Genomic DNA, 24,128 nt, shown 5'->3' on the forward strand with positions numbered 1-24,128 from the left:
AGGGACGCGCATGCCGGAGGAGGGCATCGAGGTGGCCCGCCGTAGCCGGCGTGCGGCCACTGCCCGCTCAACGTTCTCCTCCGAGTTCCGCACAACTCGAGAAGGTATGGCCGACACGCCCTCAAGCCGCTCACCGAACCTGCTTCTGTGGACAACAGGGTCAGTGAGTCGAGACGCCTGTGGACAACCAGGCCGAGAGGCCGAACGCCTGCGGGCGCTCCGGATCAGACGACAGGACGTCTGGAACCGCAGGCCGAGAGGCCGAACGCCCGCGGGTTCCGGATCAGACGGCGGGACGTCTGGAAACGCAGGTCGAGGAGACGAACGCCGCTGTGCGGCCGGGTCAGACGGCGGGGCGGCTGGACATAACCCGGCCGAACCGCCCAACGCCGCCACACACCCGTGTCACAAAGCAGAAAACCCCGGCGCAACCAGGCCGGGGACGGCCTCGGTTACGAGGTGGGCGACACCGTGATGCCCAGCGCGCCCGGCCCCACGTGGACCCCGATCACCGCTCCCACCTCGACCACGCTCATCCGTACCAGCCGCTGCAGCCGCTTCGTCAGCCGCTCGGCCAGCGCCTCCGCGCGTCCCTGGGCCGACAGGTGCTGGACGGCCACGTCCACCGGCTCGGTCCCGGCCGTCTGCAACGCCAGGTCCTCCAGCCGGGCGATGGCCCGCGTCGCCGTCCGGACCTTCTCCAGCGGCACGATCCGGCCGCCCTGCAGGTGCAGCAGCGGTTTGATCGCCAGCGCCGAGCCGACCAGTGTGGCCGCGGCTCCGATGCGTCCGCCGCGGCGCAGGTACTCCAGCGTGTCGACGTAGAAGTACGTCTGGGTGCGCGCGGCCGACCTGGCGGCCACCTGCGCGACCTCGTCGAGGGGCCGCCCCGCCGCGGCGGCCCTGGCCGCGGCCAGGACGGGGAAGCCCAGCCCCATGGCGATGGACCTGCTGTCGACCACCTGGACCGGCCCTGCAGCCTCCTCGGCGGCGAGCCTGGCCGCCTCGGCCGTACCGGACAGGTCGCCGGACAGGTGCACGGAGACGACCCCAGGGGTGCCGGCGGCGAAGGCCGCCGCGTAGGCGGCGGCGAAGCGGTGGGGCGCGGGCCGGGAGGTGGTCACGGGAGTCCACTCGCCGATGCCGGTCTGCGTGCCCTCGTCGTACGGCCGGCCGCCCACGATCACCTGGAGCGGCACCACCGTCACCCCGGGCGGAACGGCGGGCAGGTAGGCCGTGGAGTCGGTGACGATCGCGACGGGGGGCGGCATACCCAGAGAGTAGCTACTGGACCGGCGTGCCGCCCCGCCAGACCCGGCGCGGCTTCAGCCCGAAGGACCAGGCGAAGGCGCCCTCGTGGTCGGCGTCCCACTGCACGATGTCGGCCAGCCGTCCGGGCGCCAGCACGCCCCTGTCGGGGGCGCCGAGCACGGTGGCGCCGCCGAGCGTGGCCGCCCGCAGCGCGTCGCCGACGCTCATGCCGAACGCCGCCACGGCCAGGCTGATGACCAGCGACATGGAGGTGATGCCGCAGTGGCCGGGGTTGTGGTCGCTGCCGAGCGCGATGGTGACGCCCTGGGAGATCATGCGGCGGACCGGCGGGAGGCTGCCGCGCTGCATCGCGGTGGCGGGGCAGAGCACGGCGGGCACGCCGTAGCGGGACAGGACCGCGATGTCCTCGTCGGAGGTGTGGTGGAGCAGGTCGGCGGAGGCGCAGCCGAGCTCGGCGGCCAGCTGGACGGCGCCGCGGCGGCTGAAGGCGCCGGCGTGGACGCGCGGCAGCAGCCCGACGTTGCGGCCCGAGGCCAGCACCCAGCGCGACTCCTCGGTGGTGAAGTGGCCCTCGTCGCAGTAGACGTCGACGCTGTCGGCGCCGGCCGCGGCCGCGTCGGCGCACCACGCGCCCACGGCCTCGACGTAGTCGCGCTGGCGGCCGAAGTATTCGGGCGGCACGACGTGCGCGGCCAGGAAGGTGACGTGCACGCGCGGCATCATCGGTTCCTTCTCCAGCTCGCGCAGGAGCCGCACGTCGGCCAGCTCGCCGTCGCGGGTGAGGTGGTAGCCGGTCTTGGCCTCGACGGTGGTGGTGCCGCTGAGCAGCCAGGAGCGCAGCCGCTCGCGCACGCCGTTGCACAGCGTCCACGGGTCGGTGCCGCGGGTCACGGTGACGGTGGAGCCGATGCCGCCGCCCGCCGCGTTGATCGCCGAGGCGGAGGAGCCGCTGGAGCGCATGGCCATCTCGGCGTAGCGGTTGCCGGCGTAGACGGGGTGGGTGTGCGCGTCGATCAGGCCGGGGGTGACGAGCGCGCCGCTGAGGTTCTCGACCTGGTCGACGTCGACGATGTCGTCGACGACGCCGGGGACGCTCTGCGGGAGGTCGGCCGCACGGCCCACCCAGGCGATGCGGTCGTTGTGAACGAGGAGGGCCGCATTGCTGATGACGTCGTTGCCCGTCCACATGCGGCCGATGTTGGTGAGCAGCCGAACGGTCATCGCACCACCCCGCACACAGGCAGCGGAGAGCGAGCGGCGGCTACCGCGCCCACTGAGTCCGCTCCGGGTCCGGCCGACATCGGGGGTCTCCTGCTCTCATCCGCAGCGCTCGTGCGGTGACCGGTCGCCGGGCTCATGATCCGACGATTTCAGTTCAGTTACGTTATTTCACAGGTCGGCTTGCTGTACAGGGTTATTCGGAAGAAAGCCCGCGCATCACAACGGCGTCTGCGCCTCTTGGAGCAGCTCGGCCCCGTCCGTCCCTTTCGGCCCCCGCAGGTGACATCACTCGCAGCAGCCATCTCGATACCCGCGCCATCAGTGTCGGTAAGGCTTGACTTATGGTAGCAATCCAAACGTTCAAGGACCACCGTGGTTTTGCCCGAAAATGTGAGAATCGCGCGGGGAATCCCCGCGCGATTCTCGCAGCTCAGACCCGTTCGACGGGCTTGCCGACCTCCACCAGTTCGTGCAGGAGGCTCGACGGCACGCGAGCGTGGAGGACGGTGCCGTCGCCCACGTGCTCGACGGAGATCACCTCACCCTCCGTGTGCGCGCGGGAGATCAGGTCCCCCCTGCCGTACGGCACGAGCAGGAACACCTCGTGGTCGAGCACCGGCAGCTGACTCTCGATCATGGCCGTCAGCTCGCCGATCCCCTCGCCCGTGCGGGCGGAGACGACGACGCTGTTGCGCTCGGCCCTGACCAGCCTGTCGAGCACGTCCTGGTCGGCGGCGTCGGCCTTGTTGATCACCACGATCTCGGGCACGTCGAGCGCGCCGTCGATCTCGGAGAAGACCTGGCGGACCGCGCTGAGCTGGCCCTCCGGGTCGGGGTGCGAGCCGTCGACGACGTGGAGGATCAGGTCGGCGTCGGCGACCTCCTCCAGCGTGGAGCGGAACGCCTCGACCAGCTGGGTCGGCAGCAGCCGGACGAAACCGACGGTGTCGGCGATCGTGAACAGCCTGCCCTCCGGCGTGCGCGCCCTGCGCACGGTCGGGTCGAGGGTGGCGAACAGCGCGTCCTCGACCAGCACGCCCGCGCCGGTGACGCGGTTGAGCAGCGAGGACTTGCCCGCGTTGGTGTAGCCGGCGATGGCGACGGCCGGGACCTCGCGGCCCGAGCGGTGCGCGCGCATGGTCTCGCGCGCGGTGGACATGCCGGCGATCTGGCGGCGGAGCTTGGCCATGCGCTCGCGGATGCGGCGCCGGTCCAGCTCGATCTTGGTCTCACCGGGACCGCGACCGCCGATGCCCACGCCGCCGGCGGCGCGACCGCCGACCTGCCTGGACAGGTTGCCGCCCCAGCCGCGCAGGCGCGGCAGCAGGTACTGCAGCTGGGCCAGCTCGACCTGGGCCTTGCCCTCGCGGCTCTTGGCGTGCTGGGCGAAGATGTCGAGGATCAGCGCCGTGCGGTCGATGACCTTGACCTTCACCACTTCCTCGAGCTGGCGGAGCTGGCCGGGGCTCAGCTCGCCGTCGCAGATCACGGTGTCGGCGCCCGTCGCCTCGACCACGTCGCGCAGCTCGAGCGCCTTGCCCGAGCCGATGTAGGTGGCCGGATCGGGGCTCTGCCGCCGCTGGATGAGGCCCTCGAGGACCTCCGAGCCGGCGGTCTCGGCCAGGAGCTTGAGCTCCAGGAGCGAGTTGTCCGCCTCGGCCGCCGTGCCTGAGGTCCACACGCCCACGAGGACGACCCGCTCCAGCCGTAGCTGGCGGTACTCGACCTCGGTGACGTCCTGGAGTTCGGTGGACAGGCCCGCCACACGGCGGAGCGCATGGCGCTCTTCCAGATCCAGCTCGCCGATCTCGACGTCGTCGGTGGCGAAGGTGGCGGCGGAGTCACGCGTGTAGCGAGTACGGGAGTCGTTGTGCATTCGTGTCATCTCTAGGAGGCAACGTTCGGATGTCTCAGAATCATCCCCGACGGCCGGCCGGTCAGTCACCTGGTTAATCAACGAGGCAGGCCTACGTCGACGAGACTGCGGAACCGGTCAACGAGGCAGGACGCGCGCGTCGCCCGAGCCCGTGCGGACGCTGACCTTGCGCGGCGAGCTCGAGTCGTCGGTCACCTTCACCTGGGCGTCGCCGGAACCGACCTCGGTGACGACGTCGTAGGGGACGTTGGGCAGGTAGAGCGTGACGTCGCCGGAGCCGGCCTGCGCCTCGACGCTGTCGGGCGGGTTGGTGAACCTCAGTTCGACGCCGCCCGAGCCGGTCTCCGCGAGGACGCGCTTGCCGCCGAGGTTGTTGGCGTCGATCGTGCCCGAGCCCGCCTTGGCCTCGACCTCGCCCGTCAGGGAACGCATCGTGACGTCGCCCGACCCGGCCTCGGCCGCGATCCGCAGGCCCTTCGGCACCTCGATCGTGTAGTCCACCCAGCAGCTGTCGCCGCGCGCGCAGTTGTAGCGCAGTTCAAGGGTGTCGCCCTTCACCTCGTGCGTGGTCTCGGGCTCGTGGTCACGCCAGTGCTGCTTCTCGGTGACCTTGATCCCGGTCCTGCCGGTCTCGTTGATCACGATGTCGCCGGCGCCGCTCATCACGTCCAGAACCGCGACCTTGTCTTTCACCTCGTAGGTCTCGGTCTTCTCGTCGGCGGGCCCGCTCATCGCCATGAATCCACTGCCGCAGCCGGTCAACGCGGTCGTGGCCAACACCAGCGCACCCAGAGCCACCAGGCCTTTCGTCCTCATGTCTCCATGCTGCTCCGGCGATGGGAAAGGCAGCATCGGGGATCGCCCTTACCTTGTCCCGGACCAACCCTGTGAAGTAGCGTCACTTCCATAATCCAGAACTTATTTTCCACAATGCGGAAAGAGGCTCCTATGGAGATCACCGGCCCCATGCACGACCGGTTCGAGGAGATCCTCACGCCGGAGGCGCTGGCCTTCGTGGCGGAGCTCCACCGGAAGTTCGACGCGAGGCGCCTGGAGCTCCTCGAGGCGCGGCAGGCCAGGCAGGCCGAGCTGGCGGCCGGCGGCACGCTCGACTTCCTGCCCGAGACCAAGCAGGTCAGGGAGGGCGAGTGGCGGGTCGCGCCGCCCGCCCCAGGCCTGGAGGACCGCAGGGTCGAGATCACCGGGCCGGTCGACCGCAAGATGACCATCAACGCCCTCAACTCCGGCGCCAAGGTGTGGCTGGCCGACTTCGAGGACGCCAACTCCCCGCTCTGGGACAACTGCGTCAGCGGGCAGCTCAACCTGCGCGACGCGCTCGACCGTGTGATCGACTTCGAGACCGGCGGCAAGAGCTACGCCCTCAAGCCCGACGCGGAGCTGGCCACGATCGTCGTGCGGCCGCGCGGCTGGCACCTCGACGAGAAGCACGCCCTGGTCGACGGTCAGCAGGTCTCGGCCTCGCTGTTCGACTTCGGCCTGTACTTCTTCCACTGCGCCTCCAGGCAGCTGGCCAAGGGCAAGGGCCCGTACTTCTACCTGCCGAAGATGGAGTCGCACCTGGAGGCCCGCCTCTGGAACGACGTCTTCGTGCACGCCCAGCGCGCCCTCGGCCTGGACAACGGCACCATCAGGGCGACCGTCCTGATCGAGACCTATCCGGCGGCCTTCGAGATGGAGGAGATCCTCTACGAGCTGCGCGACCACTCCGCCGGGCTCAACGCCGGACGCTGGGACTACCTGTTCAGCGTCATCAAGAAGTTCCGCACCAGGGGCCGGGAGTTCCTGCTGCCCGAGCGCAACGCCGTGACGATGACCGCCCCGTTCATGCGCGCCTACACCGAACTGCTCGTGCGCACCTGCCACAAGCGCGGCGCCCACGCCATCGGCGGCATGGCGGCCTTCATCCCCAGCCGCAGGGACCCCGAGGTCAACGCCGTGGCGCTGGACAAGGTCAGGGCCGACAAGACGCGGGAGTCCGGCGACGGCTTCGACGGCTCGTGGGTGGCCCACCCCGACCTGGTGCCGATCTGCCGCGATGTCTTCACCGCGGTGCTCGGCGACCGCCCCAACCAGCTCGACAGGCTGCGCGAGGACGTCGAGGTCTCGGCCGCCGACCTGCTCAACGTCTCCGCCACCCCCGGCGACATCACAGAGAACGGCCTGCGCAACAACGTCGACGTCGCCCTGCGCTACCTGGCCGCCTGGATGGGCGGGCTCGGCGCGGTCGCGATCCACAACCTCATGGAGGACGCCGCCACCGCGGAGATCTCCCGCTCGCAGATCTGGCAGTGGATCCACAACGGCATCACGCTCGCCGACACCGGGCAGCCGGTGACCAAGGAGCTGGTCGAGCGGATCATCGCGGAGGAGCTCGCCAGGATCGCCGCCGAGCCCGGCTACGACGAGCACCTGTACGGCCAGGCGGAGGCGCTGTTCAAGGAGGTCGCGCTCGACGACGACTTCGCCGAGTTCCTCACTCTCCCCGCTTATGCCCGCATGCCGTAGCTTTCTGCACCGGGGCCGGCGTCGGCGACCGGTCCCGGGGAGGTGACCATGATCTCGACCGCGCTCACCGAGGACCTGCGCGCGCTGCTGCCCGCGGACTCGGTGATCACCGACCCGGTGCGGCTGCGCACCTACGAGTGCGACGGCCTCACCTATCACCGGGCCATGCCCGGCGTCGTCGTCCTGCCGGAGAGCGCCGAGCAGATCGCGGCGGTGGTCAGGCTGTGCAACGAGCACGGCGTGCCGTTCGTGGCGCGCGGCTCGGGCACCGGCCTGTCCGGCGGCGCGCTCCCCCGCACCGACGGCGTGCTGATCGTCACCTCGAGGATGCGCGCCGTCCTCGAGATCGACCTGCCCAACCGCCGGGCGGTCGTGGAGCCGGGCGTGACGAACCTGGCGATCACGGAGGCGGTCCGCGACCAGGGCTACTACTACGCGCCCGACCCCTCCAGCCAGCAGATCTGCTCGATCGGCGGCAACGTGGCGGAGAACTCCGGCGGCGCGCACTGCCTGAAGTACGGCTTCACCGTCAACCACGTCGAGGCCTGCGAGATCGTCACGCCCGACGGCGACATCGTGGTGCTGGACCGCCGTGACCCCGGCTACGACCTGCTCGGCGCGTTCATCGGCTCGGAGGGCACGCTGGGGATCACGACCAAGGTCACCGTACGGCTCAGCCGCGCCCCCGAGACCGTGACCACGGTGCTGGCCGCCTTCGACGGCATCGAGCGCGGCGGGGAGGCGGTCTCGGCGATCATCGCGGCGGGCATCGTGCCGGCCGCGATCGAGATGATGGACGCGCTGGCCATCGCCGCCGCCGAGGCCGCCGTGGCCTGCCGCTACCCGGAGGGCGCGGGCGCGGTGCTGATCGTGGAGCTGGACGGGCCGCAGGTGGAGGTCGACAGGCAGTTCGAGCAGCTGGAGAAGATCTGTTCGGGCGCCTTCGAGCTGCGGGTGGCCGCGGGGCCCGAGGAGCGGGCGGCCATCTGGAAGGGCCGCCGGTCGGCGTTCGCCGCCGTCGGGCGCATCAGCCCCGCCTACATCGTGCAGGACGGGGTGGTGCCGCGCACGGCGCTGCCCGAGGTGCTGGCCGGCATCGACAGGCTCTCCCGCGAGCACGGCATCAAGGTCGCCAACGTCTTCCACGCCGGAGATGGCAACCTGCACCCGCTGGTGCTGTTCGACGACGCCGAGCCCGGGGCGGGAGAGCGGGCCGAGATCGTCTCGGGCCGGATCCTCGACCTGTGCATCGAGCACGGCGGCTCGATCACCGGCGAGCACGGCGTCGGCGTCGACAAGGCCAGGTACATGCCGCGGATGTTCTCGCCGGAGGATCTCGACACCATGCAGCTGGTCAGGTGCGCCTTCGACCCGCGCGGGCTGTCGAACCCGGGCAAGGTGTTCCCCACGCCGCGCCTGTGCGGGGAGGTGCCGGGCGTGCGCAAGGGCGTGCACCCGCTGGTCGAGTCGGGAAAGGCGGAGCAGTGGTGATGCCGAGCGGGGTCACCGTCAGGCAGGCGGACCGCGGCGACGAGGTGGCGGGCGTACGCCCGCGCTGGGTCGCGCTGCCTGAGACGACCGAGGAGGTCGCCGCCGTCCTGAAGGCGGCCGCCGCGGACGACCTCGCGGTCGTGCCCGTCGGCGGGGGCTCCAAGCTGCACTGGGGGCCGCCGCCCGAGCGGTGCGACGTGCTGCTCGACACCTGCTGTCTCAACCGGGTGGTCGAGCACGCCTCCGGCGACCTGGTGGCGAAGGCGCAGGCGGGCGTCACCATGGACGCGCTCGCCGACGTCCTCGCCGCGCGGGGTCAGGAGCTGGCGCTCGACGTCCCGGTGGCGGGCGCCACCGTGGGCGGCACCCTCGCCACCGCGACGGCCGGGCCCCGCGCCTTCCGGTACGGCACCGCCCGCGACCTGCTCATCGGCATCACCGTCGTGCTGGCCGACGGCACCGTCGCCCACTCGGGCGGCAAGGTGGTCAAGAACGTCGCCGGCTACGACCTCGGCAAGCTCTTCACCGGCTCCTACGGCACGCTCGGCGTGATCGCCGAGGCGACCTTCCGGCTCCACCCGGTCGCCGCCGAGCGGCGCTGGGTCCGCTTCCCCGCCCCGCGGGCCGGACAGGGCGCCGATCTCCTGCGGGCCCTGGCCGCCGCCCAGGCCGAGCCGGCGGCCATCGAGGTCGACCGGGCGGGCGACGAGGCGGCGGCCGAGCTGGCGGTCCTGGTGGAGGGCACCGCGGCCGAGCCCCGCGCGCGGGCCGTCGCGGCCCTGGTCGACGGCGCGACCTCCGGCGGCACGGCCGTGGTCGAGGACCGCGCCCCGTCGTGGTGGGGGGCGCTGCCCGACGACGAGGTGCTGCTGGAAGTGCGTTTCCCGGCCTCGCGCGCCGACGAGGTGCTGAGCGCGACGCTCGGTCTCGGCGCGACGGCCCGCGGCTCGCTGGCCTCGGGAGCCCTGTGGCTCGGTGGCGGCGAGCGGCTGGCCGCGGCCGTGGCGGCGCTGCGGGAGCGGCTGGGGACGTGCGGCGGCAGGGTCACGGTGCTGGCCGCGCCGCCGTACCAGGGCCAGGGCCTGGACCGGTGGGGTGAGATCAGCGCGCTGCCGCTGATGCGCCGCGTGAAGGAACGTTTCGATCCCGGGCGCAGGATGTCTCCCGGCAGGTTCGTGGGAGGGATCTGAGCGGATGGACCCCGAGCTGATCAAGGATTGCGTGCACTGCGGGTTCTGCCTGCCGACGTGCCCGACCTACGTGCTGTGGGGCGAGGAGATGGACTCGCCCCGCGGCCGGATCCACCTGATGGGCCAGCACGTCGAGGGCACCGCCCTCACCCCGGCCATGGCGGGACACTTCGACGCTTGCCTGGGCTGCATGGCGTGCGTGACCGCGTGCCCCTCCGGCGTCCAGTACGACAGGCTGATCGAGCGGACCCGCGCCGTGGTGGAGCGCGAGCACGTGCGCGACCCGCAGGAGCGGGCGGTGCGCGGGCTGGTGTTCGGCCTGTTCCCCTACCCCCGCAGGCTGCGCGCGCTGCGGCCGACGCTCGGCCTCGCCAGGCGGCTGCAGCCGCTGTTGGAAAGGGCGCATCCGAGCCTGGGCGCGATGGTCGCCCTCACGCCGCCGCCGGTCAGGCGGCAGCGGCTGCCGCGCCGCGTCACGGCCGCCGGGCCGCGCAGGGCGGTGGTCGGGATGCTGACCGGTTGCGTGCAGGGCGAGTTCTTCCCCCAGGTCAACGCGGCCACCGCGCGGGTGCTGGCGCTGGAGGGGTGCGACGTGGTGATCCCGCCGCGCCAGGGGTGCTGCGGCGCGCTGAGCGTGCACTCCGGGCGCCCGGACCAGGCCAGGCGCTTCGCCAGGCGGACGATCAGGATGTTCGAGCGGGCCGGGGTGGACACGGTGGTGGTGAACGCGGCGGGCTGCGGCTCGTCGATGAAGGAGTACGCGGAGCTGCTCGGCGACCGGCCGGAGTGGGCCGCCAGGGCACGCGCGATCAGGACGGTCGACCTGGCCGAATGGCTGGCCGAGCTCGGGCCGGTGGCCGAGCGGCATCCGCTGCCGGTGACCGTGGCCTACCACGACGCCTGCCACCTGGCGCACGCCCAGGGGATCAGGAGGCAGCCGCGGGAACTGCTGCGCGGCATCCCCGAACTGTCGCTGCGGGAGATCCCCGAGTCGGACCTGTGCTGCGGGTCGGCGGGGACCTACAACATCTTCCAGCCCGCGGCGGCGCGCGACCTCGGCGACAGGAAGGCGGCCCGGGTGCGCTCGACGGGAGCCGAGCTGCTGGTGTCGGCCAACCCGGGCTGCACGATGCAGATCGCGGCGGCGATGCGGCGGCGCGGCGAGCAGATCAGGGTGGCGCACACGGCCGAGGTGCTGGACGCCTCCCTTCGCGGCGTGTCGCCCTCGGTCCTCGGCGCTCCCGCGGGGAGGCGCGCGTGAGCGTGCAGTCGGTCGACCGGGCGCTGGACGTCCTGGAGGCGCTGGCCGCGCACGGCGGCGAAGCGGGCCTGTCGGAGATCGCCGCCCGCACCGGCCTGCCGTACGGGACGATCCACCGGTTGCTGCAGACGCTGCTGGTCCGCGGGTACGTGCGGCAGGAGTCGGACCGCAGGTACGCGCTGGGCGGCGCGCTGGTACGGCTGGGCGGGGTGGCCGAGCGCATGGTGGGGGTGTGGGCGCAGCCGTACCTGACCAAGATGGTCGAGCTGTCGGGCGAGACCGCCAACCTCGCCGTCCTGGAGGGCGACTTCATCGTCTACGTCGCGCAGGTCCCCTCCCCGCGCCGGCTGCGCATGTTCGCCGAAGTGGGCAGGCGGGTGCTGCCGCACAGCACGGCCGTGGGCAAGGTGCTGCTGGCCGACCGCCCGGACGGCGAGGCCATGGCCGTCTTCGAGCGGACCGGCATGCCCAGGCGCACGGCGAACACCATCACCGACGCCGGGGCGATGCGCGCCGAGCTCGCCACGGTCAGGGACCGGGGCTACGCCATGGACCTCGGGGAGGAGGAGCTCGGCGTGCACTGCCTGGCGGTGCCGGTGAACGACGGGGCCCGCGTGGTGGCCGCCATGTCGGTCTCGGGCCCCGCCGAGCGCATCGAGGCCCTCGACCGCGACGAGCTGGCCGAGGGCATGCGGAAGATCGCCCTCGACTTCGGCCGCGAGCTGGGCTCCTCCAACGGTTGGTGAGGTCCCTCCTCAGCGCTTCGGCGTGATGTTGATCGTGCCGTTCTGCGGCACGGGCACCACGTCGACCTTGCCGTCCTGGATGGCCTTCCACAGGATCGCGCCGTTCGGCCCGAGCACCCTGACCAGGTCCTGGATCGACTCCAGCTCGGTCTTCACCTTGGCGTTGATCTGCTGCTGGGCCAGGTTCTGCTGCTTGGCGGCCTGCTCGGCGGCCAGGGCGTTGATGAGGGTGTCCGGCGGCTGCGGCTTCTGGATGGTCAGCACCACGTCACCGCAGTCGCCGGCACCCGCGTAGTTGGGCTGGCAGAAGTACTCCGCGCCCGCGGTCTCCTTGATGAACTGCCGGGCCAGCTGGCCGACCCGCTGCTCCCACTGCTGCTTGACCGTGGGGTCGTTGAACAGCTTCTTCCACTCGAACTCCTGCGAGGCGGCGTCCATCGCCCGGTCGAGCGGCTGCTTGAAGTAGAAGTTGAGCATCTTGGTCCAGCCGCGCGACTCCCCGTCGTCGAAGTAGGCGCCGAACTTGCGGCCGATCTTCTCGTGGAACTGCTGGAGGACCTTGCAGTCGGTGTTGAGCGTGAAGGTCGCCGAGCCCGAGACCTTCATCTCGACGTTGTCCTTCGACACGATGCTGATCCCGCCGGACTCCGCCTCGTCCGATCCGGAGAAGTCGAAGGTCCGCTGGCCGAAGGGGTAGTGGTAGTCGGTGTCACCAGGGCCGAGCCAGGTGGCGCCGCTGGAGGGGTTGATGCAGCGCTCGAACTTGATCGCCTCGAAGGTGCCGCCCGCGTAGTGGAGCACGACCTCGTCGGGTTCGGTGCTGACACGGGAGAAGCCGGTGGCGACGACGATCAGGGCGACGAGCGCCGCGCCCACTGCCGCGATTAACAGTCCCTTTCTCACGCGGCGAGATACTAGCGGGCCGTGCTCACGATCCCGCCCCGAGAACGTCGGTCGGGGAAGGTAGCGTGCGAGTCATGTGTAGAAGCATCAAGACGCTGCGCCCGCCGTACACGGAGGACGTCACCGAGGAGGACGTGCGCGCCGCCGCGCTGCAGTACGTCAGGAAGATCTCCGGCTTCCGCGCGCCCGCCGCCCACAACGCCGCTGCCTTCGAGGCCGCCGTCGAGGCCGTCACCAAGGCCTCCGAGGAGCTGCTGGCGAGCCTGCGGGTGCGCGGCGCCCATTGACAGCCGCACCGGGCGGGGGAATGTTCCTCGTATGCCCCCCATCAGCGGCCTGTATCGCGGCCACGACCGCGAGTCCCAGCTCGACCTGAGGGTCGACGTCGACGGAGCGCGACCGACGGGACGGCTCAGCGGTGACCTGTTCACCACGACCGGCGCGACGACCGCCTACCAGGGCTCGTTCGTCGTGCACTCCACCACCCGGCAGGGTGACAGGATCGAGGGGCAGGGCGCCTTCACCTTCACCGCTCCCGACCGGCACGTGACGGTCACCGTCACCGCCGAGGCGGCCACCGCGACGGTCGCGGGCAGGACCTACCCGCTCGAGCGTGTCTCGCCGTACTTCAGGAGCGTGCTGCTGGAGCAGGACTCGGTGGCGGGGGCGGTACCGTTCGTGTCCTACGACACGGGCTCGCTGCCGACCCCCTCGGGCCGGCGGGTGCTGACCGTGGCGGAGGCGTACGCCGAGGCGGGCGTGGAGCTGCGCGTCGCCGAGCCGGGCGTCATCCCCGTGGACGGCGCCGGCGAGGATCTGGCGTGGGACGACGCCGAGCTGCACAACGCGATGACCCGGCAGTTCGCCTCGTTCGGCGACGAGGCCGCCTGGCGGGTGTGGTTACTGGTGGCGAGCAGGCACGTCGGCGGCTTCCGCGGCATCATGTTCGACTACAACGACGCCTGCCAGCGCCAGGGCGCGGCCGTCTTCTACGACGCGATCAAGGGCGACTCGCCGCAGGCGCAGCGCGCCCAGCTGCGCACCTACGTGCACGAGCTCGGCCACGCCTTCAACCTGCTGCACTCCTGGCAGAAGAACCTGGCTCGCCCGCCCCAGCCGCTCGGCCCGCACGGCGGCTTCGGCGACCTGTCGTGGATGAACTACGTGCAGAACTACGTGCCCGGCGGCGAGCGCGCCTACTGGCAGGCCTTCCCGTTCCAGTTCACCGACGCCGAGCTGATCCACCTGCGCCACGGCTTCTTCCGCGACGTGGCCATGGGCGCCAACGCGTTCGGCACGGGCGCCGCCGAGATCGACCCGTTCGAGCAGCCGGTGGCCGACCGCTCGGGGTTGCGGCTGGAGGTGCGGGCGAAGGAGTCCTTCGGCTTCGGCGAGCCGGTCGTCGTCGAGCTCAAGCTGTCGGCCACGGACGCGCCGCGCACCACGCACGGCCACCTGCATCCCGACACCGAGTTCACCCAGATCTCCATCACGCAGCCGTCGGGCAGGACGGTCCTGTACCACCCGATGATGCGCCACTGCGTGGACGACTCACCTCAGATCCGGCTGGACGCCGGCAACCCGGCGATGTACCGCAGCGCCTACATCGGCCACGGCCGCGACGGGCACTACTTCCAGCAGCCCGGCGACTACCAGGTGCGCGGGCAGTACGTCGGCGCCGACGGCTCGCGCATCGTCTCGGCCGCCTGCCTGGTGCGGGTGCGGCATCCGGTCACGACCGACGACCACCAGGTGGGCGAGCTGATGCTGGGCGAGGAGCAGGGCAAGCTGTTCTCGCTGCTCGGCTCCGACTCCCCCGCGCTGCGCTCGGGCAACCAGGCGCTGGAGGAGGTCATCGACAGGTACGGCGACCACCCGCTGGCCGTCTACGCCCGGATGGTCAAGGGCCTGAACGCCGAACGCGAGTTCAAGGACGTCGGCGCGGACAAGAAGCTGCACGTGCGCCCGCCCGACACGGCCGAGAGCATCGCGTTGCTCGGCGCGGTGACCAGGGAGGCGACGATCGACAACATCACCCTCAACATGGTGACGCGCCGCCTGGCCCGCGCCGTGGCACGCAGGGGCGACCTCGATCGGGCGTTCGGGCTGATGGACGACATGGTGTCCAGGTTCGCGGTGAAGGGCGTCAACCCCGTCGTGCTGGGCCAGATCAGGCAGCAGGCGAGGCTGACCAAGCAGGCCCTCAGCGCCGAGACGGCATGACGGTCCGGCCCCGCCCGGCACGTCAGGTCCCAGCCGGCCCGGCACGTCAGGTCCCAGCCGGCCCGGCACGTCAGGTTCGGCCCCGCCCGGCGGTCAGCAGGCGGACAGGATGTCCTTCATCGCGGCCTTCTCCGCCGCGGTCGCCCACAGCGCGTACTTCGTCTTGACCTGGATCTGCCGGACGATGTACGCGCACCGGTAGGCCTTGCGCGGCGGCAGCCACGTCGCCGCGTCGGCGTCGCTCTTCTGGCCGTTGAGCGGACCGTCGACGGCCAGCAGGTTCAGCGGGTCGTTGGCGAACTCCTTGCGCTTGTCCTTCGACCACTGCTGCGCGCCCTTCTGCCAGGCGTCCGACAGCGGGATCAGGTGGTCGATCTGCACCTCGGAGCTGGTGTCCTGGCCGCGCCTGAACGTGATCTTCTTGCCCGAGTAGGGGTCGTCGAGGACGCCCGTCAGCACGATGCAGTCGTGCGTGCCCGGCTTGAACGTCTCCTCGCGCAGGTCCCGCTTGAGGATGTCGTTGCGGGTGTCGCACCCGTTGTGGTCGACGTCCGCCCACGCGGGACCGAACTTCTCCCGCTCGAATCCGGTCTTCGGCGCCCGTCCCTTGACCTCGAGCTTGTCGAGGTCCTTGCGCGCCTGGGCGACGTCGCCCGAGGCGGCCTTCTGGGGTTCGGTGTCGACGTCGGCCAACGTGCCGCACCCCGTCACCATCGCCGTCGAGGCCAGCACAACCGCCAACATCCGCTTCATTCGTAAAATTCTAGGATTAAAGCGGTCAAGACCTCGACTATCTGGTCAGCCAGGTATCAAACGCAGGGAGATCCCCGACGCGACTCCTCAGCGGACATGCTGCAGCACCTCCGGCACCGGGCAGCCGAGCAAGGCATCGCCACCACCGCGTTTCACCAGCGCATGGAGGCCCTGAACCTGCCCCGCCGCCGGCCTGACCGTGGCCGCGGTCACCGATCCGCACGGCGAGCCGACCCCCGCCGACGCCACCGACCTGCACGTCCGGCTCCAAGCCGCCCCCTGACCACTCCGCCCCGGCGCATGGTCAATTGAGCAGGCCCAGGGGCCGACCGGGCTGGGCGGGCAGCACCGGCGCGGTCAGGTGATGAGCAGACCCCCGTCGACCGGCAGCACCACGCCGGTGACGTAGGAGGCGGCGTCGCTGGCCAGGAAGACGGCCGCGGCGACCAGCTCGGCGGCCTCGCCCACCCGCTTCATCGGCACGCGTGCCTCCAGCATCGCCTCCACGTAGCCGGGCGGGTACGCCTCGGTCATCTCCGAGTGGAAGAAGCCGGGCTCCAGGCAGTTGACTCTGATGCCCTTGCGGCCCGTCCACTGCTGGGCCAGGTCGCGGGTCAGCCCGACGACCGCCGCCTTCGAGGCGCTGTAGGCGGCCTGCGGCAGGCCCGCGGTCGTCTCGCCGAGGACGCTGCCGACATTGATGATCGACGAGCCGGGACGCATGACCCGGCCACAGGCCTGCGCCATCCAGTAGGTGCCGTGCAGGTTGATGTCGACGACCTGGCGGAACTGCTCGGGCGTCTCCCGCGTGGCGGGCACCGCCGTACCGATGCCGGCGTTGTTGACCAGGACGTCGACGGCGCCGAACGCGGACATGGCGGCCTCGACCAGCGCGTCACAGTCGGCGACGACGGTCACGTCGGTCGGTACGGCCACGCACCGCCGCCCGGTCTGCTCGACCAGCCGTCGCGTCTCCTCCAGCCGGTCCTTGCGACGGGCACCGATCACGATGTCGGCGCCCACCTCGGCCAGCCCCCGCGCGAAGGCCACGCCCAGCCCCGAGGAGGCACCGGTGACGATCGCGACCTTCCCGCGCAGGCTGAACCTGTCGAGCATCTAGAGTCCGTACTCCTTCACGATCCGCTCGTGGCGCTCCACCTCGACGTCGACCTCCCTGGCCAGGTCGAGCCAGGCCAGCGGGTGGACCCACCGCTCGGTGGCGTCGTCGAGCAGGGCGTCGACCTCGACCGCCGACACGTTGGGCGGCACCGCGACCCAGCCGAACACGCCGGGCAGCTGCTCGCCGGTCGTCGGGTGGGTGACCTGGTAGGTCTCGTCGCTGTAGACCCACATCGGCCAGCCGCGCTCGGCCATGACCTCGGTGAACTCGGCCCAGTCCTCCTCGCTCGGCGCGGCGCCGTCGAAGAAGTAGCTGGTGTAGCCGCCGGGACGGAGCATGCGGACCGCCGCGAACGGCGGCACGAAGTTCTGCTGCTCCTGCGGGTCGTCGGGAACCGGCTCGAGCAGCTGCGGGTCGAAGACGACCAGGTCGCCCGCGTTGTACTCCATGCCGCGCGGCTGCGGCAGGGCGAGCCGCGCGGTGGCCGGACCGGTGCGGATGGACAGCACCTGGCGCTGGCCGCCGTCGGGCGCCGGCAGGATGATCCTGACCAGGCCCAGCTCCTCCTCGATCGGGCCCTCGGCCGACTTGACCGGCATGCCGATCTTCTTGGCGCCGACGCGGACGGTCTCCCAGTCTTCGGCCGAGGTCGCCATGACGATCATGCGCCAGACGTCCTCGTCGGTGATGTCGTCGGTGTCGAGAGCCTCGCGCAGCACCTGGGCGCCCTTGGCGTCCTGGTCGAGCTGCTGGCTGGCGCCCGCCAGCGCGCGCCGCGCCTCGATGCCGGCACCCGCGGCCAGCGCCTGCTCGGCCTCGGCGACGGCCGGCTCCCACCGCTCGCGGGCGATGTGGAGCCTGGCGAGCGCGAGGTGCTTGAGCTTGCCCGGCAGCAGCTCGGCCATCTGCTCCAGCCGCTCGTCCTGGCGGGCCTCGACGAGCAGGTTGGTCAGGAAGTCGACGTCCTGCGGGTCGGCGGTGGCCGTCCCGCCGGTGTCGACGAGCATCTTCCAGTAGATGTCGGCGCCGGTGGCGGGGTAGCCCAGGAAGCCGAGCGTGGTGGTGTGCCGGCGAGTGGCCTCGATGTCGGTGCCGGACAGCGGGGCCAGCCAGCCGACCCACTCCTCGGGGTTGGCGTTGATGCCGTCGGCGGCGTCGAAGTAGGCGACGCGCTCCTCCAGCGGGCTCGTGGCCTCGGGCGGCGTGGTGGCCGCGGCGGCGGCGCGCAGGGCGGCGACCCGCTCGGTCACGTCCTCGGCCGCGCGCAGCTCGGCCGAGGCCTGCTCGGCCAGGTCGGCCAGCAGCTCGGCCTGCCAGACGCCCTTCCTGTCGACGGCGAGGTCGCCGGCCACCAGGGCCAGCTCGACGCGGGCGCGGTAGCCGCCCATCATGCCGAAGTAGTCGATCCACTGGCGGAGCACGCGCCCGAGCTGCCAGGTGTTGGTGATCTGCGCCGAGCCGGCCAGCTTGGCGACGGCCTGCGCCCACTCGACGAAGTCGCGCGGGTGGTTGCCGACGACGTCGAGGTCGGGCAGCGCGTCGACGGCCTCGGTGGTGCGCCCCAGCGTGGCGAGGATCAGCGCACGGCGCACGCCCTCGCGGTGGGGCTTGGCGACCGGGTCGTCGGGCTTGAAGTCGGCGGCGGACTGGATGGCGGCCAGCGCGTCGTCGGCGCGGCCCGCGGCCAGCAGCGCGCGCGAGCTCTCGGCCCCGAGCTCCCAGCCGGCCTCCCGGCTGACCGCTCCGAGGCGCTGGATGGCGGCCTCGGCGTAGGCGACGGCCTCGTCGGCCCGGCCGGCGTCGGTCAGCGCCGCGACGTACTGCGTGATCAGGCCCGAGTAAGCGGGGTCGGTCGGCTCGACCGCCTCGATGGCCGGGCCGAGGGCGGCCAGGCGCTCGTCGGCGTAGCCGGGGCCGTCGGCGTTGGCGAGGGTGATCGCGTACGCCTCCACGGCCGCGGGAGCCGACGGGCAGTCACGCACGTCTTCGCGCTGGGCGAACGCCCGCAGCGCCTCGGCGTCGTCGATGGCGACCGCGCCCTGGGCCCTGTCGCCGATGCGGCCGACCAGATGCCAGTAACGGGCGTAGAACTCGAGCCACGGCAGGCCGAGGCTCTCCGCCTGCTGCGCGATGGCCGGGGCCATCACGTCGAGCTGCGGGTATCGACCCTCGTAGGCCTGAGCAGGCAGGTCGCCCAGCGCCATGGCGAACGGGGCGTTACCCGCCTCGGAAAGCTGCTGCTGGGTTTCGCCGACCCAGGCCCAGATGTCCACGTCCATGGGCAGCCAGTCTGCCAGGTCAACGGACGTGCCCCAAACGCATCAAGGTGACGAGCTCGTCGCGTTCCGCGTCGGTCAGGACGGCGAAGGCGGGCGCCATCAGCTCGTCCGTCAGCTCCTCCGCCTCCCGCCGCCGGGCGACGACCGGCTCGGCGACCGCGGGGTACGGCTCGGGCCAGGTGATGAAGCGGGCCATGTCCTGGCCGGACGACAGGCCCAGCGGCGTGCCCTCGTGGTCGGTGGCGAGCGCCGCGGTCAGCGGATCGAGCCCCATGGCCAGGACGGCGACGGCGTGCAGGCCGCCGCGCAGTTCCCTGACCACGTGCATGAGCTGGGTGGCCCTGGCGACCGGATCGTCGGGCAGCGGCACCGCCCGCCAGCCCGCGAACAGCGGGGATCCCAGAACGGAGGCGGCGCCGGCGACCTTCTCCAGGAGGTGGGCGATGCGGTCGCAGCCCTCGACCGCGCCGAGCTTGCGGCGGCCCCAGGCGTGGCAGGCGCCGGTGTAGAGCGCGACGGCCTCGTCGACGGGGAGCTTGCGGCCGCCCTCCCAGCTCTCACGCACGTGCTCCGGCGGGAAGAAGACCACGACGGAGGTGACGACGTCCGCGTCGACCTCGCCGAGGACCCCGCACCTACCCCTGAAGTAGAGCTCGCGTGGGCCGAGGCCGGTCCGCGCGCACAGCTCCTTGGCCTCGCGGGAGATCATGAAACCGCCGCCGAGCCTGCCGATGGTGCCCTTCACCGCCGCCGCGGCGCCCTTGGAGTCGACCATGCGGCAAGCATCACCCAACAGAACATCGTTCTGCAAGGGCCCTCCGGGGTGCGGGTCAGATCGCCAGTTCCCCCGACGCGATGATCACGGCGGGCCCGGCCAGGTAGCTGGTGTCCTCGTCGAGCGTGACCGTCAGGATCCCGCCGGGCACCTCGACCGTCCAGGTGCCGGTGCTCTCCCCGGCCAGATGCGCCGCGGCGACCGCCGTGGCGACCGCGCCGGTGCCGCACGAGCGGGTCTCGCCCGAGCCGCGCTCGTACACCCGCATCAGCGCCCTGCGCGGGCCCACCGCGTTCAGCAGCTCGATGTTGACGCCGTTGGGGAAGACCGCGGGGTCGAAGGCGGGCTGGTAGGTGAGGTCGAGCTGCACGACCGGGTCGCCGATGGCGCATGCCAGGTGCGGGTTGCCCATGTCGACGTGCAGCCCCTGGTACTCCTGACCGTTCACGACGGTGACGCTCGAGCCCAGCACGACCGGCTTGCCCATGTCGACGGTCACATCGCCGTCGGCGGCCAGCCGGACGCGCTTGGTGCCGCCCCTCGTCGCCACGGCGAACTCGCCCGGCTCGGCCAGCCCCGCGTCGACCAGGTAGCGGGCGAAGACGCGCACGCCGTTGCCGCACATCTCGGCGAGGCTGCCGTCGGCGTTGCGGTAGTCCATGAACCATTCGGCGTGGTCGGCCTGGTCGGCGACCTCCGGGCTGAGCTTGGTCCTGACCGCGTGGAGCACGCCGTCCGCGCCGATGCCCGCCCTGCGGTCACACACCGCCGCCACCCTGGCCGGAGGCAGGTCGAGCGCTCCGTCGGGATCGGGGAGGATGACGAAGTCGTTGTCGGTGCCGTGCCCCTTGAGGAATCTCATGCCTCAACCCTATCCAGGGCCTGCTGGAGCAGGTCCGGCGCGTCGAAGGGCAGCCAGACCACCCTCGGGTCGCGGCGGAACCACGACTCCTGGCGCCTGGCGAACCTGCGCGTGGCCCTGACCGTCTCCTCGAAGGCCTGCTCCTCGCTCCACTCGCCGTCCAGGAAGCGCAGCACCTGCGCGTACCCCAGGGCCCTGCCGGCCGTACGGCCCAGCGCCAGGCCGAGCGGGAGCAGCCCGCGCACCTCGTCGACGAGCCCGGCCTCCCACATGCGCCGGACGCGCAACTCGATACGCTCGTCGAGCACCGGCCTCGGCACCTCGACACCGAGCTGGACGCTCGGGTAGACGGCGTCGTAGGACGGCATGGTGGCCGAGAAGGGCCGCCCGGTCAGCTCGATGACCTCCAGGGCACGCACGATCCGGCGGCCGTTGCTCGGCAGGATGGCCGCGGCCGCGGCGGGGTCCTTCTCCCGCAGCCGCGCGTGCAGCACCCCGGATCCGCGCTCGGCCAGCTCGGCCTCGAGGGCCGCCCTGATGCCGGCGTCCGTGCCGGGGAACTCCAGGTCGTCCAGCGCCGCCCTGACGTACAGGCCCGAGCCGCCCACCAGGATCGGCACGTCGATGCGGTCCATCAGCGGCCGCACCAGCCGCTGGTACTCCGCCACGCTCGCCGTCACCGTGACGTCCCAGATGTCCAGAAGATGATGCGGAACGCCGCGACGCTCGGATTCATCGAGCTTCGCGGTACCGATGTCCATCCCCCGGTACAGCTGCATGGAGTCGGTGTTGATGCACTCCCCGCCCAGCCGGAGCGCCAGATCCACGGCGAGATCGGACTTTCCGGCCGCGGTCGGTCCGACGACGGCGATCACAGGCTGCTTCCCCACACCGACAAGTGTGACAAGCCGCGGGGTGTGGCCGGTCCACCCGCGAGACCGCACGGACCGCCCGGCTAGAGGTCGAGCAGCGTCGGCTGCAGGTAGCCCTCGTGGGTGAGCAGCCACCGCTTCGTCTCGACGCCCTCCCCGCCGCTGAACCCGCCGAGCCCGTTACCCGCCACCACGCGGTGGCACGGCACCACGATCGGAATGGGGTTGGCCCCCATGATCGAACCGATCCCCCGGGCGGGCACCCTCGACTGCGCCCTGCGAGCCAGCTCCCCATAGGTGACGACGGTGCCGTAGGGCACCTGGTGCAGCGCCTGGAGCACCTGGCGCGGCGTCGGGGCGATGAACCGCCAGTCGACCGGCGTCTCGAACACGCGCTGCCGTCCCGCGAAATATTCGGTCAACTCCGACACGATGCCAGCCGTGCGATCCGGGTCGTGAACCTCGACCAGGTCCTTCAGGCGCGGACGCGAACCCCAGCCGGCCGCGACCAGCCCCACCTCCGTGACGGCCAGCGTGAACCTGCCGACGGGCGTCGGGACATCGGCGTACGCGACCGTGACCGCCTCGGGACTCGGGTGGGAGGTCATCGTGTCCTCTCGCGAACTCGTGGTGCTCGGCTCATAGACACCGTAACCACAACGGATAGAAATTTCTTTCGAGTACCCCCAGACTACGAGCCGGTGATGAAGTGCAGGGCCGGGGAGAACCGGGCAGCCTGGAGGAGTGAATCCCCGGTTGCGATACGTCACCCACCGGCCGTACGTCGTGCCTGTCGGTCTCGAGGAACTGGCCGGGCCTACCACCGGCGTGGTCGAGCTGCCCACCCATCTCGACTGGTCGGAGCAGCGCGTCTACACGAACTCATTCGTCGGCCCGAAACACCGACGCCCGCGCCGAACGCCTACTATCGCGCTTGTGTCAGAGCGCGAACTCGTGGTGCTGGGCACCGCCAGCGCGGTGCCTACCAGACACCGTAACCACAACGGCTACCTTCTGCGATGGGACGGCCAGGGCCTGCTGTTCGACCCCGGCGAGGGCACCCAGCGGCAGATGGTGCACGCGGGCCTCAGCGCGCACGACATCCACTGGATCTGCGTCACCCACTTCCACGGCGACCACTGCCTGGGCGTGCCCGGCGTGGTGCAGCGCATCGCACGCGACAAGGTCAGGCACGAGGTGCGCGCGGTCTTCCCGGCCTCCGGCACCACCTACTGGCGCAGGCTCAGGCACGCCGCCGCCTTCGCCGACACCGACCGGATCACCGAGCATCCCGTCGCGGGCGAGACGGCCGTGGTGGGGCGGCTGACCGCGCGCCGCCTGTCCCACCCCATGGAGTCGTACGGCTACCGCCTGCAGGAGCCGGACGGCCGGCGCATGCTGCCCGACCGGCTCAAGGCGTTCGGCATCAAGGGGCCGGAGATCGGTGAGCTCCAGCGGACCGGCTCGCTACGCGGCGTCACGCTCGAGGAGTGCAGCGTGCCCCGCCCAGGGCAGTCCGTGGCCTTCGTCATGGACACCCGGCTCTGCGACGCGGTCTTCGAGCTGGCCGAGGGCGTGGACCTGCTGGTGATCGAGTCGACGTTCCTGTCGGCGGAGGCGGCGCTGGCCAAGGAGTACGGTCACCTGACCGCCTTCGACGCCGGGATGGTCGCCGCCCGCGCGGGCGTCAGGCGGCTGGTGCTGACCCACTTCTCCGAGCGATACAGCACGGCCGACGAGCCGGCCTTCCTGGAGGAGGTGCGGCGCAGCTACGCCGGCGAGGTGGTGCTCGCCCGCGACTTCACCACCGTCCCCGTGCCCCGGCGACGCTGAGCCCCTCACCACGTCGGCGCCTCGGGTGCCGCGGCCACCATGAGCGCCAACCGCGCAGGCGGCCCGGTGCTCCGCCGATGATGGACGGCCTACGCCCGGCACATCCGTCATACCGACGACGCCGAGCGCAGGCCCTAGCCGGCACATCCGTCATGCCGACGGCACCGAGCGCAGGCCCCAGCCGGCACATCCGTCACGCCGATGGCGCCGAGCGCAGGCCCCGGCCGGCGCCTTCGTCAGGCCCAGGTGGCCACGAAGTAGCCCACCCCGTAGGGTGCGATGCTCTCCAGCAGCCTCGCCCCCCGGGGTGCGGTGCCCTCCGCCGCGCCCGCCAGCACCTGGAACGCGGCCCTGCCCGCCACCCACAGCCCGGCAGCCTCGTCGCGGTCGAGCGCGGCCAGCGCGCCGGCGTCACCCGCACCCAGCGCCGCCGCGATCGCGTCGTTGTACGGCTGCGCCGCGGGGTCGAGGTAGCCGGGCGCCTTCTCGGTGAGGCAGGCCGAGCCGTCGCCCATGACCAGCAGCGCCGTACGCCCCTCCGCGACGAGCCGCTCCCCCAGGCGCAGGCACTCGCCCGGCTCCGCGTCGAACGCGATCTCGTGGAAAGCCGCCCTCTCCGCCACTTCGTCGCCCAGCAGCCAGCGGCCGATGGTCAGCGACAGCGGCAGGACGGGGTCGCCCTCGCCCACCCTGACGTCGACACCCCAGGGGCGCAGCGTCCCCGCCGGCTGCCCGCCGTACGCCGTGGTGGTCTGGCCGCCGCCCACGACCACCAGCCTGTCGTGCTCGACGGCGAGCGTCGCCTCGACCGCGGCGGCGCAGGCCGCGCGCAGGCCGTCGAGCTCGGGGGCGGCGGCCCCGGCGAGCACGGGCACGAGCAACGGCGGATGCGGGCACACCGCGGCGGCGACAAGCACCGGACCAG

Annotated in this window: 21 protein-coding genes; 8 read left to right on the forward strand and 13 right to left on the reverse strand. The window is 71.7% G+C overall.

The window, feature by feature from the left end; genetic code table 11:
• Positions 1-452: 452 nt before the first annotated feature.
• From ACWEVS_RS11440 to ACWEVS_RS11455, 4 genes are all read right to left on the reverse strand, one after another.
• A complete protein-coding gene (locus ACWEVS_RS11440; protein WP_452551182.1) occupies positions 453-1,271 on the reverse strand; it encodes a DegV family protein in 819 nt (272 codons plus the stop codon).
• Positions 1,272-1,284: 13 nt separating this feature from the next.
• On the reverse strand, positions 1,285-2,493 hold the full coding sequence (hutI, locus tag ACWEVS_RS11445) for an imidazolonepropionase (protein WP_354906614.1): 1,209 nt from the start codon (positions 2,491-2,493) through the stop codon (positions 1,285-1,287).
• A gap of 430 nt (positions 2,494-2,923) precedes the next feature.
• A complete protein-coding gene (gene hflX / locus ACWEVS_RS11450; RefSeq protein ID WP_449917565.1) occupies positions 2,924-4,369 on the reverse strand; it encodes a GTPase HflX in 1,446 nt (481 codons plus the stop codon).
• A gap of 117 nt (positions 4,370-4,486) precedes the next feature.
• A complete protein-coding gene (locus tag ACWEVS_RS11455) occupies positions 4,487-5,185 on the reverse strand; it encodes a DUF4097 family beta strand repeat-containing protein (RefSeq protein ID WP_452551184.1) in 699 nt (232 codons plus the stop codon).
• A 132-nt stretch (positions 5,186-5,317) separates the two neighbouring features.
• Here ACWEVS_RS11455 and aceB point away from each other — a divergent pair, with 132 nt between their 5' ends.
• The 5 genes from aceB to ACWEVS_RS11480 are packed head-to-tail and all read left to right on the forward strand — an operon-like array spanning position 5,318 to position 11,583.
• On the forward strand, positions 5,318-6,895 hold the full coding sequence (gene aceB / locus ACWEVS_RS11460) for a malate synthase A (RefSeq protein WP_452551186.1): 1,578 nt from the start codon (positions 5,318-5,320) through the stop codon (positions 6,893-6,895).
• Between the two features lie 48 nt (positions 6,896-6,943).
• A complete protein-coding gene (locus tag ACWEVS_RS11465; RefSeq protein ID WP_449916767.1) occupies positions 6,944-8,386 on the forward strand; it encodes an FAD-binding oxidoreductase in 1,443 nt (480 codons plus the stop codon).
• Complete coding sequence (locus tag ACWEVS_RS11470) at positions 8,386-9,576, forward strand: FAD-binding oxidoreductase (protein ID WP_452551188.1); 1,191 nt, start codon at positions 8,386-8,388, stop codon at positions 9,574-9,576. Before ACWEVS_RS11465 ends, ACWEVS_RS11470 begins: the two co-directional genes overlap by 1 nt.
• Before the next feature lie 4 nt (positions 9,577-9,580).
• Positions 9,581-10,837 (forward strand): (Fe-S)-binding protein, encoded by a 1,257-nt coding sequence (locus tag ACWEVS_RS11475; protein WP_452551189.1) that lies wholly within the window; start codon positions 9,581-9,583, stop codon positions 10,835-10,837.
• Positions 10,838-10,839: 2 nt separating this feature from the next.
• Entirely contained in the window at positions 10,840-11,583 is a 744-nt protein-coding gene (locus ACWEVS_RS11480) for an IclR family transcriptional regulator (protein WP_452412984.1), read from the forward strand.
• 9 nt (positions 11,584-11,592) lie between these two features.
• On the opposite strand, the gene ACWEVS_RS11485 is transcribed toward ACWEVS_RS11480, so the two are convergent.
• The gene (locus ACWEVS_RS11485; RefSeq protein WP_354906621.1) at positions 11,593-12,486 is read right to left on the reverse strand and encodes an SPFH domain-containing protein; all 894 of its coding nucleotides are present in this window, start codon (positions 12,484-12,486) and stop codon (positions 11,593-11,595) included.
• Positions 12,487-12,560: 74 nt separating this feature from the next.
• On the opposite strand from ACWEVS_RS11485, the gene ACWEVS_RS11490 reads away from it, so the two are divergent.
• Both ACWEVS_RS11490 and ACWEVS_RS11495 read left to right on the forward strand, forming a co-directional pair.
• Positions 12,561-12,773, forward strand: a complete 213-nt coding sequence (locus tag ACWEVS_RS11490) for a DUF2277 family protein (RefSeq protein ID WP_354906622.1) — start codon at positions 12,561-12,563, stop codon at positions 12,771-12,773.
• Between the two features lie 31 nt (positions 12,774-12,804).
• Complete coding sequence (locus ACWEVS_RS11495) at positions 12,805-14,709, forward strand: hypothetical protein (protein ID WP_452551191.1); 1,905 nt, start codon at positions 12,805-12,807, stop codon at positions 14,707-14,709.
• Between the two features lie 93 nt (positions 14,710-14,802).
• On the opposite strand, the gene ACWEVS_RS11500 is transcribed toward ACWEVS_RS11495, so the two are convergent.
• From ACWEVS_RS11500 to ACWEVS_RS11530, 7 genes are all read right to left on the reverse strand, one after another.
• Positions 14,803-15,462 (reverse strand): HNH endonuclease family protein, encoded by a 660-nt coding sequence (locus tag ACWEVS_RS11500; protein WP_449916781.1) that lies wholly within the window; start codon positions 15,460-15,462, stop codon positions 14,803-14,805.
• 357 nt (positions 15,463-15,819) lie between these two features.
• Complete coding sequence (locus tag ACWEVS_RS11505; RefSeq protein WP_452551192.1) at positions 15,820-16,578, reverse strand: SDR family NAD(P)-dependent oxidoreductase; 759 nt, start codon at positions 16,576-16,578, stop codon at positions 15,820-15,822.
• Positions 16,579-18,861 carry a tetratricopeptide repeat protein gene (locus ACWEVS_RS11510; RefSeq protein ID WP_449916784.1) on the reverse strand — a complete coding sequence of 761 codons (2,283 nt, stop codon included), beginning with the start codon at positions 18,859-18,861 and terminating at the stop codon, positions 16,579-16,581.
• Positions 18,862-18,880: 19 nt separating this feature from the next.
• The gene (locus tag ACWEVS_RS11515) at positions 18,881-19,636 is read right to left on the reverse strand and encodes an SCO6745 family protein (RefSeq protein WP_354906627.1); all 756 of its coding nucleotides are present in this window, start codon (positions 19,634-19,636) and stop codon (positions 18,881-18,883) included.
• A gap of 55 nt (positions 19,637-19,691) precedes the next feature.
• On the reverse strand, positions 19,692-20,498 hold the full coding sequence (gene dapF, locus ACWEVS_RS11520) for a diaminopimelate epimerase (protein ID WP_452551194.1): 807 nt from the start codon (positions 20,496-20,498) through the stop codon (positions 19,692-19,694).
• Complete coding sequence (miaA, locus tag ACWEVS_RS11525; RefSeq protein WP_449916791.1) at positions 20,495-21,388, reverse strand: tRNA (adenosine(37)-N6)-dimethylallyltransferase MiaA; 894 nt, start codon at positions 21,386-21,388, stop codon at positions 20,495-20,497. The genes dapF and miaA overlap by 4 nt, the downstream gene beginning before the upstream one ends.
• A 65-nt stretch (positions 21,389-21,453) precedes the next feature.
• Positions 21,454-21,978 carry a methylated-DNA--[protein]-cysteine S-methyltransferase gene (locus ACWEVS_RS11530; protein WP_452551196.1) on the reverse strand — a complete coding sequence of 175 codons (525 nt, stop codon included), beginning with the start codon at positions 21,976-21,978 and terminating at the stop codon, positions 21,454-21,456.
• A 328-nt stretch (positions 21,979-22,306) separates the two neighbouring features.
• On the opposite strand from ACWEVS_RS11530, the gene ACWEVS_RS11535 reads away from it, so the two are divergent.
• Positions 22,307-23,203 (forward strand): ribonuclease Z, encoded by an 897-nt coding sequence (locus ACWEVS_RS11535; RefSeq protein WP_452551345.1) that lies wholly within the window; start codon positions 22,307-22,309, stop codon positions 23,201-23,203.
• A gap of 236 nt (positions 23,204-23,439) precedes the next feature.
• Here the strand turns inward: ACWEVS_RS11535 and ACWEVS_RS11540 are convergent, their stop codons facing one another.
• Positions 23,440-24,120 (reverse strand): hypothetical protein, encoded by a 681-nt coding sequence (locus ACWEVS_RS11540; RefSeq protein ID WP_452551198.1) that lies wholly within the window; start codon positions 24,118-24,120, stop codon positions 23,440-23,442.
• Positions 24,121-24,128: the final 8 nt, after the last annotated feature.

The organism is Nonomuraea sp. NPDC003754 (assembly GCF_053605785.1).

Excerpts from the sequence above, each read along its gene's own strand:
- ACWEVS_RS11440 (WP_452551182.1), bottom strand. The coding sequence starts at position 1,271 with ATGCCGCCCCCCGTCGCGATCGTCACCGACTCCACGGCCTACCTGCCC.
- ACWEVS_RS11465 (WP_449916767.1), top strand. The coding sequence starts at position 6,944 with ATGATCTCGACCGCGCTCACCGAGGACCTGCGCGCGCTGCTGCCCGCG.
- hflX (WP_449917565.1), bottom strand. The coding sequence starts at position 4,369 with ATGCACAACGACTCCCGTACTCGCTACACGCGTGACTCCGCCGCCACC.
- ACWEVS_RS11510 (WP_449916784.1), bottom strand. The coding sequence starts at position 18,861 with ATGGACGTGGACATCTGGGCCTGGGTCGGCGAAACCCAGCAGCAGCTT.
- ACWEVS_RS11475 (WP_452551189.1), top strand. The coding sequence starts at position 9,581 with ATGGACCCCGAGCTGATCAAGGATTGCGTGCACTGCGGGTTCTGCCTG.
- hutI (WP_354906614.1), bottom strand. The coding sequence starts at position 2,493 with ATGACCGTTCGGCTGCTCACCAACATCGGCCGCATGTGGACGGGCAAC.
- aceB (WP_452551186.1), top strand. The coding sequence starts at position 5,318 with ATGGAGATCACCGGCCCCATGCACGACCGGTTCGAGGAGATCCTCACG.
- ACWEVS_RS11500 (WP_449916781.1), bottom strand. The coding sequence starts at position 15,462 with ATGAAGCGGATGTTGGCGGTTGTGCTGGCCTCGACGGCGATGGTGACG.
- ACWEVS_RS11455 (WP_452551184.1), bottom strand. The coding sequence starts at position 5,185 with ATGAGGACGAAAGGCCTGGTGGCTCTGGGTGCGCTGGTGTTGGCCACG.
- ACWEVS_RS11495 (WP_452551191.1), top strand. The coding sequence starts at position 12,805 with ATGCCCCCCATCAGCGGCCTGTATCGCGGCCACGACCGCGAGTCCCAG.
- ACWEVS_RS11505 (WP_452551192.1), bottom strand. The coding sequence starts at position 16,578 with ATGCTCGACAGGTTCAGCCTGCGCGGGAAGGTCGCGATCGTCACCGGT.
- ACWEVS_RS11515 (WP_354906627.1), bottom strand. The coding sequence starts at position 19,636 with ATGGTCGACTCCAAGGGCGCCGCGGCGGCGGTGAAGGGCACCATCGGC.
- ACWEVS_RS11530 (WP_452551196.1), bottom strand. The coding sequence starts at position 21,978 with ATGACCTCCCACCCGAGTCCCGAGGCGGTCACGGTCGCGTACGCCGAT.
- ACWEVS_RS11470 (WP_452551188.1), top strand. The coding sequence starts at position 8,386 with ATGCCGAGCGGGGTCACCGTCAGGCAGGCGGACCGCGGCGACGAGGTG.
- dapF (WP_452551194.1), bottom strand. The coding sequence starts at position 20,498 with ATGAGATTCCTCAAGGGGCACGGCACCGACAACGACTTCGTCATCCTC.
- ACWEVS_RS11490 (WP_354906622.1), top strand. The coding sequence starts at position 12,561 with ATGTGTAGAAGCATCAAGACGCTGCGCCCGCCGTACACGGAGGACGTC.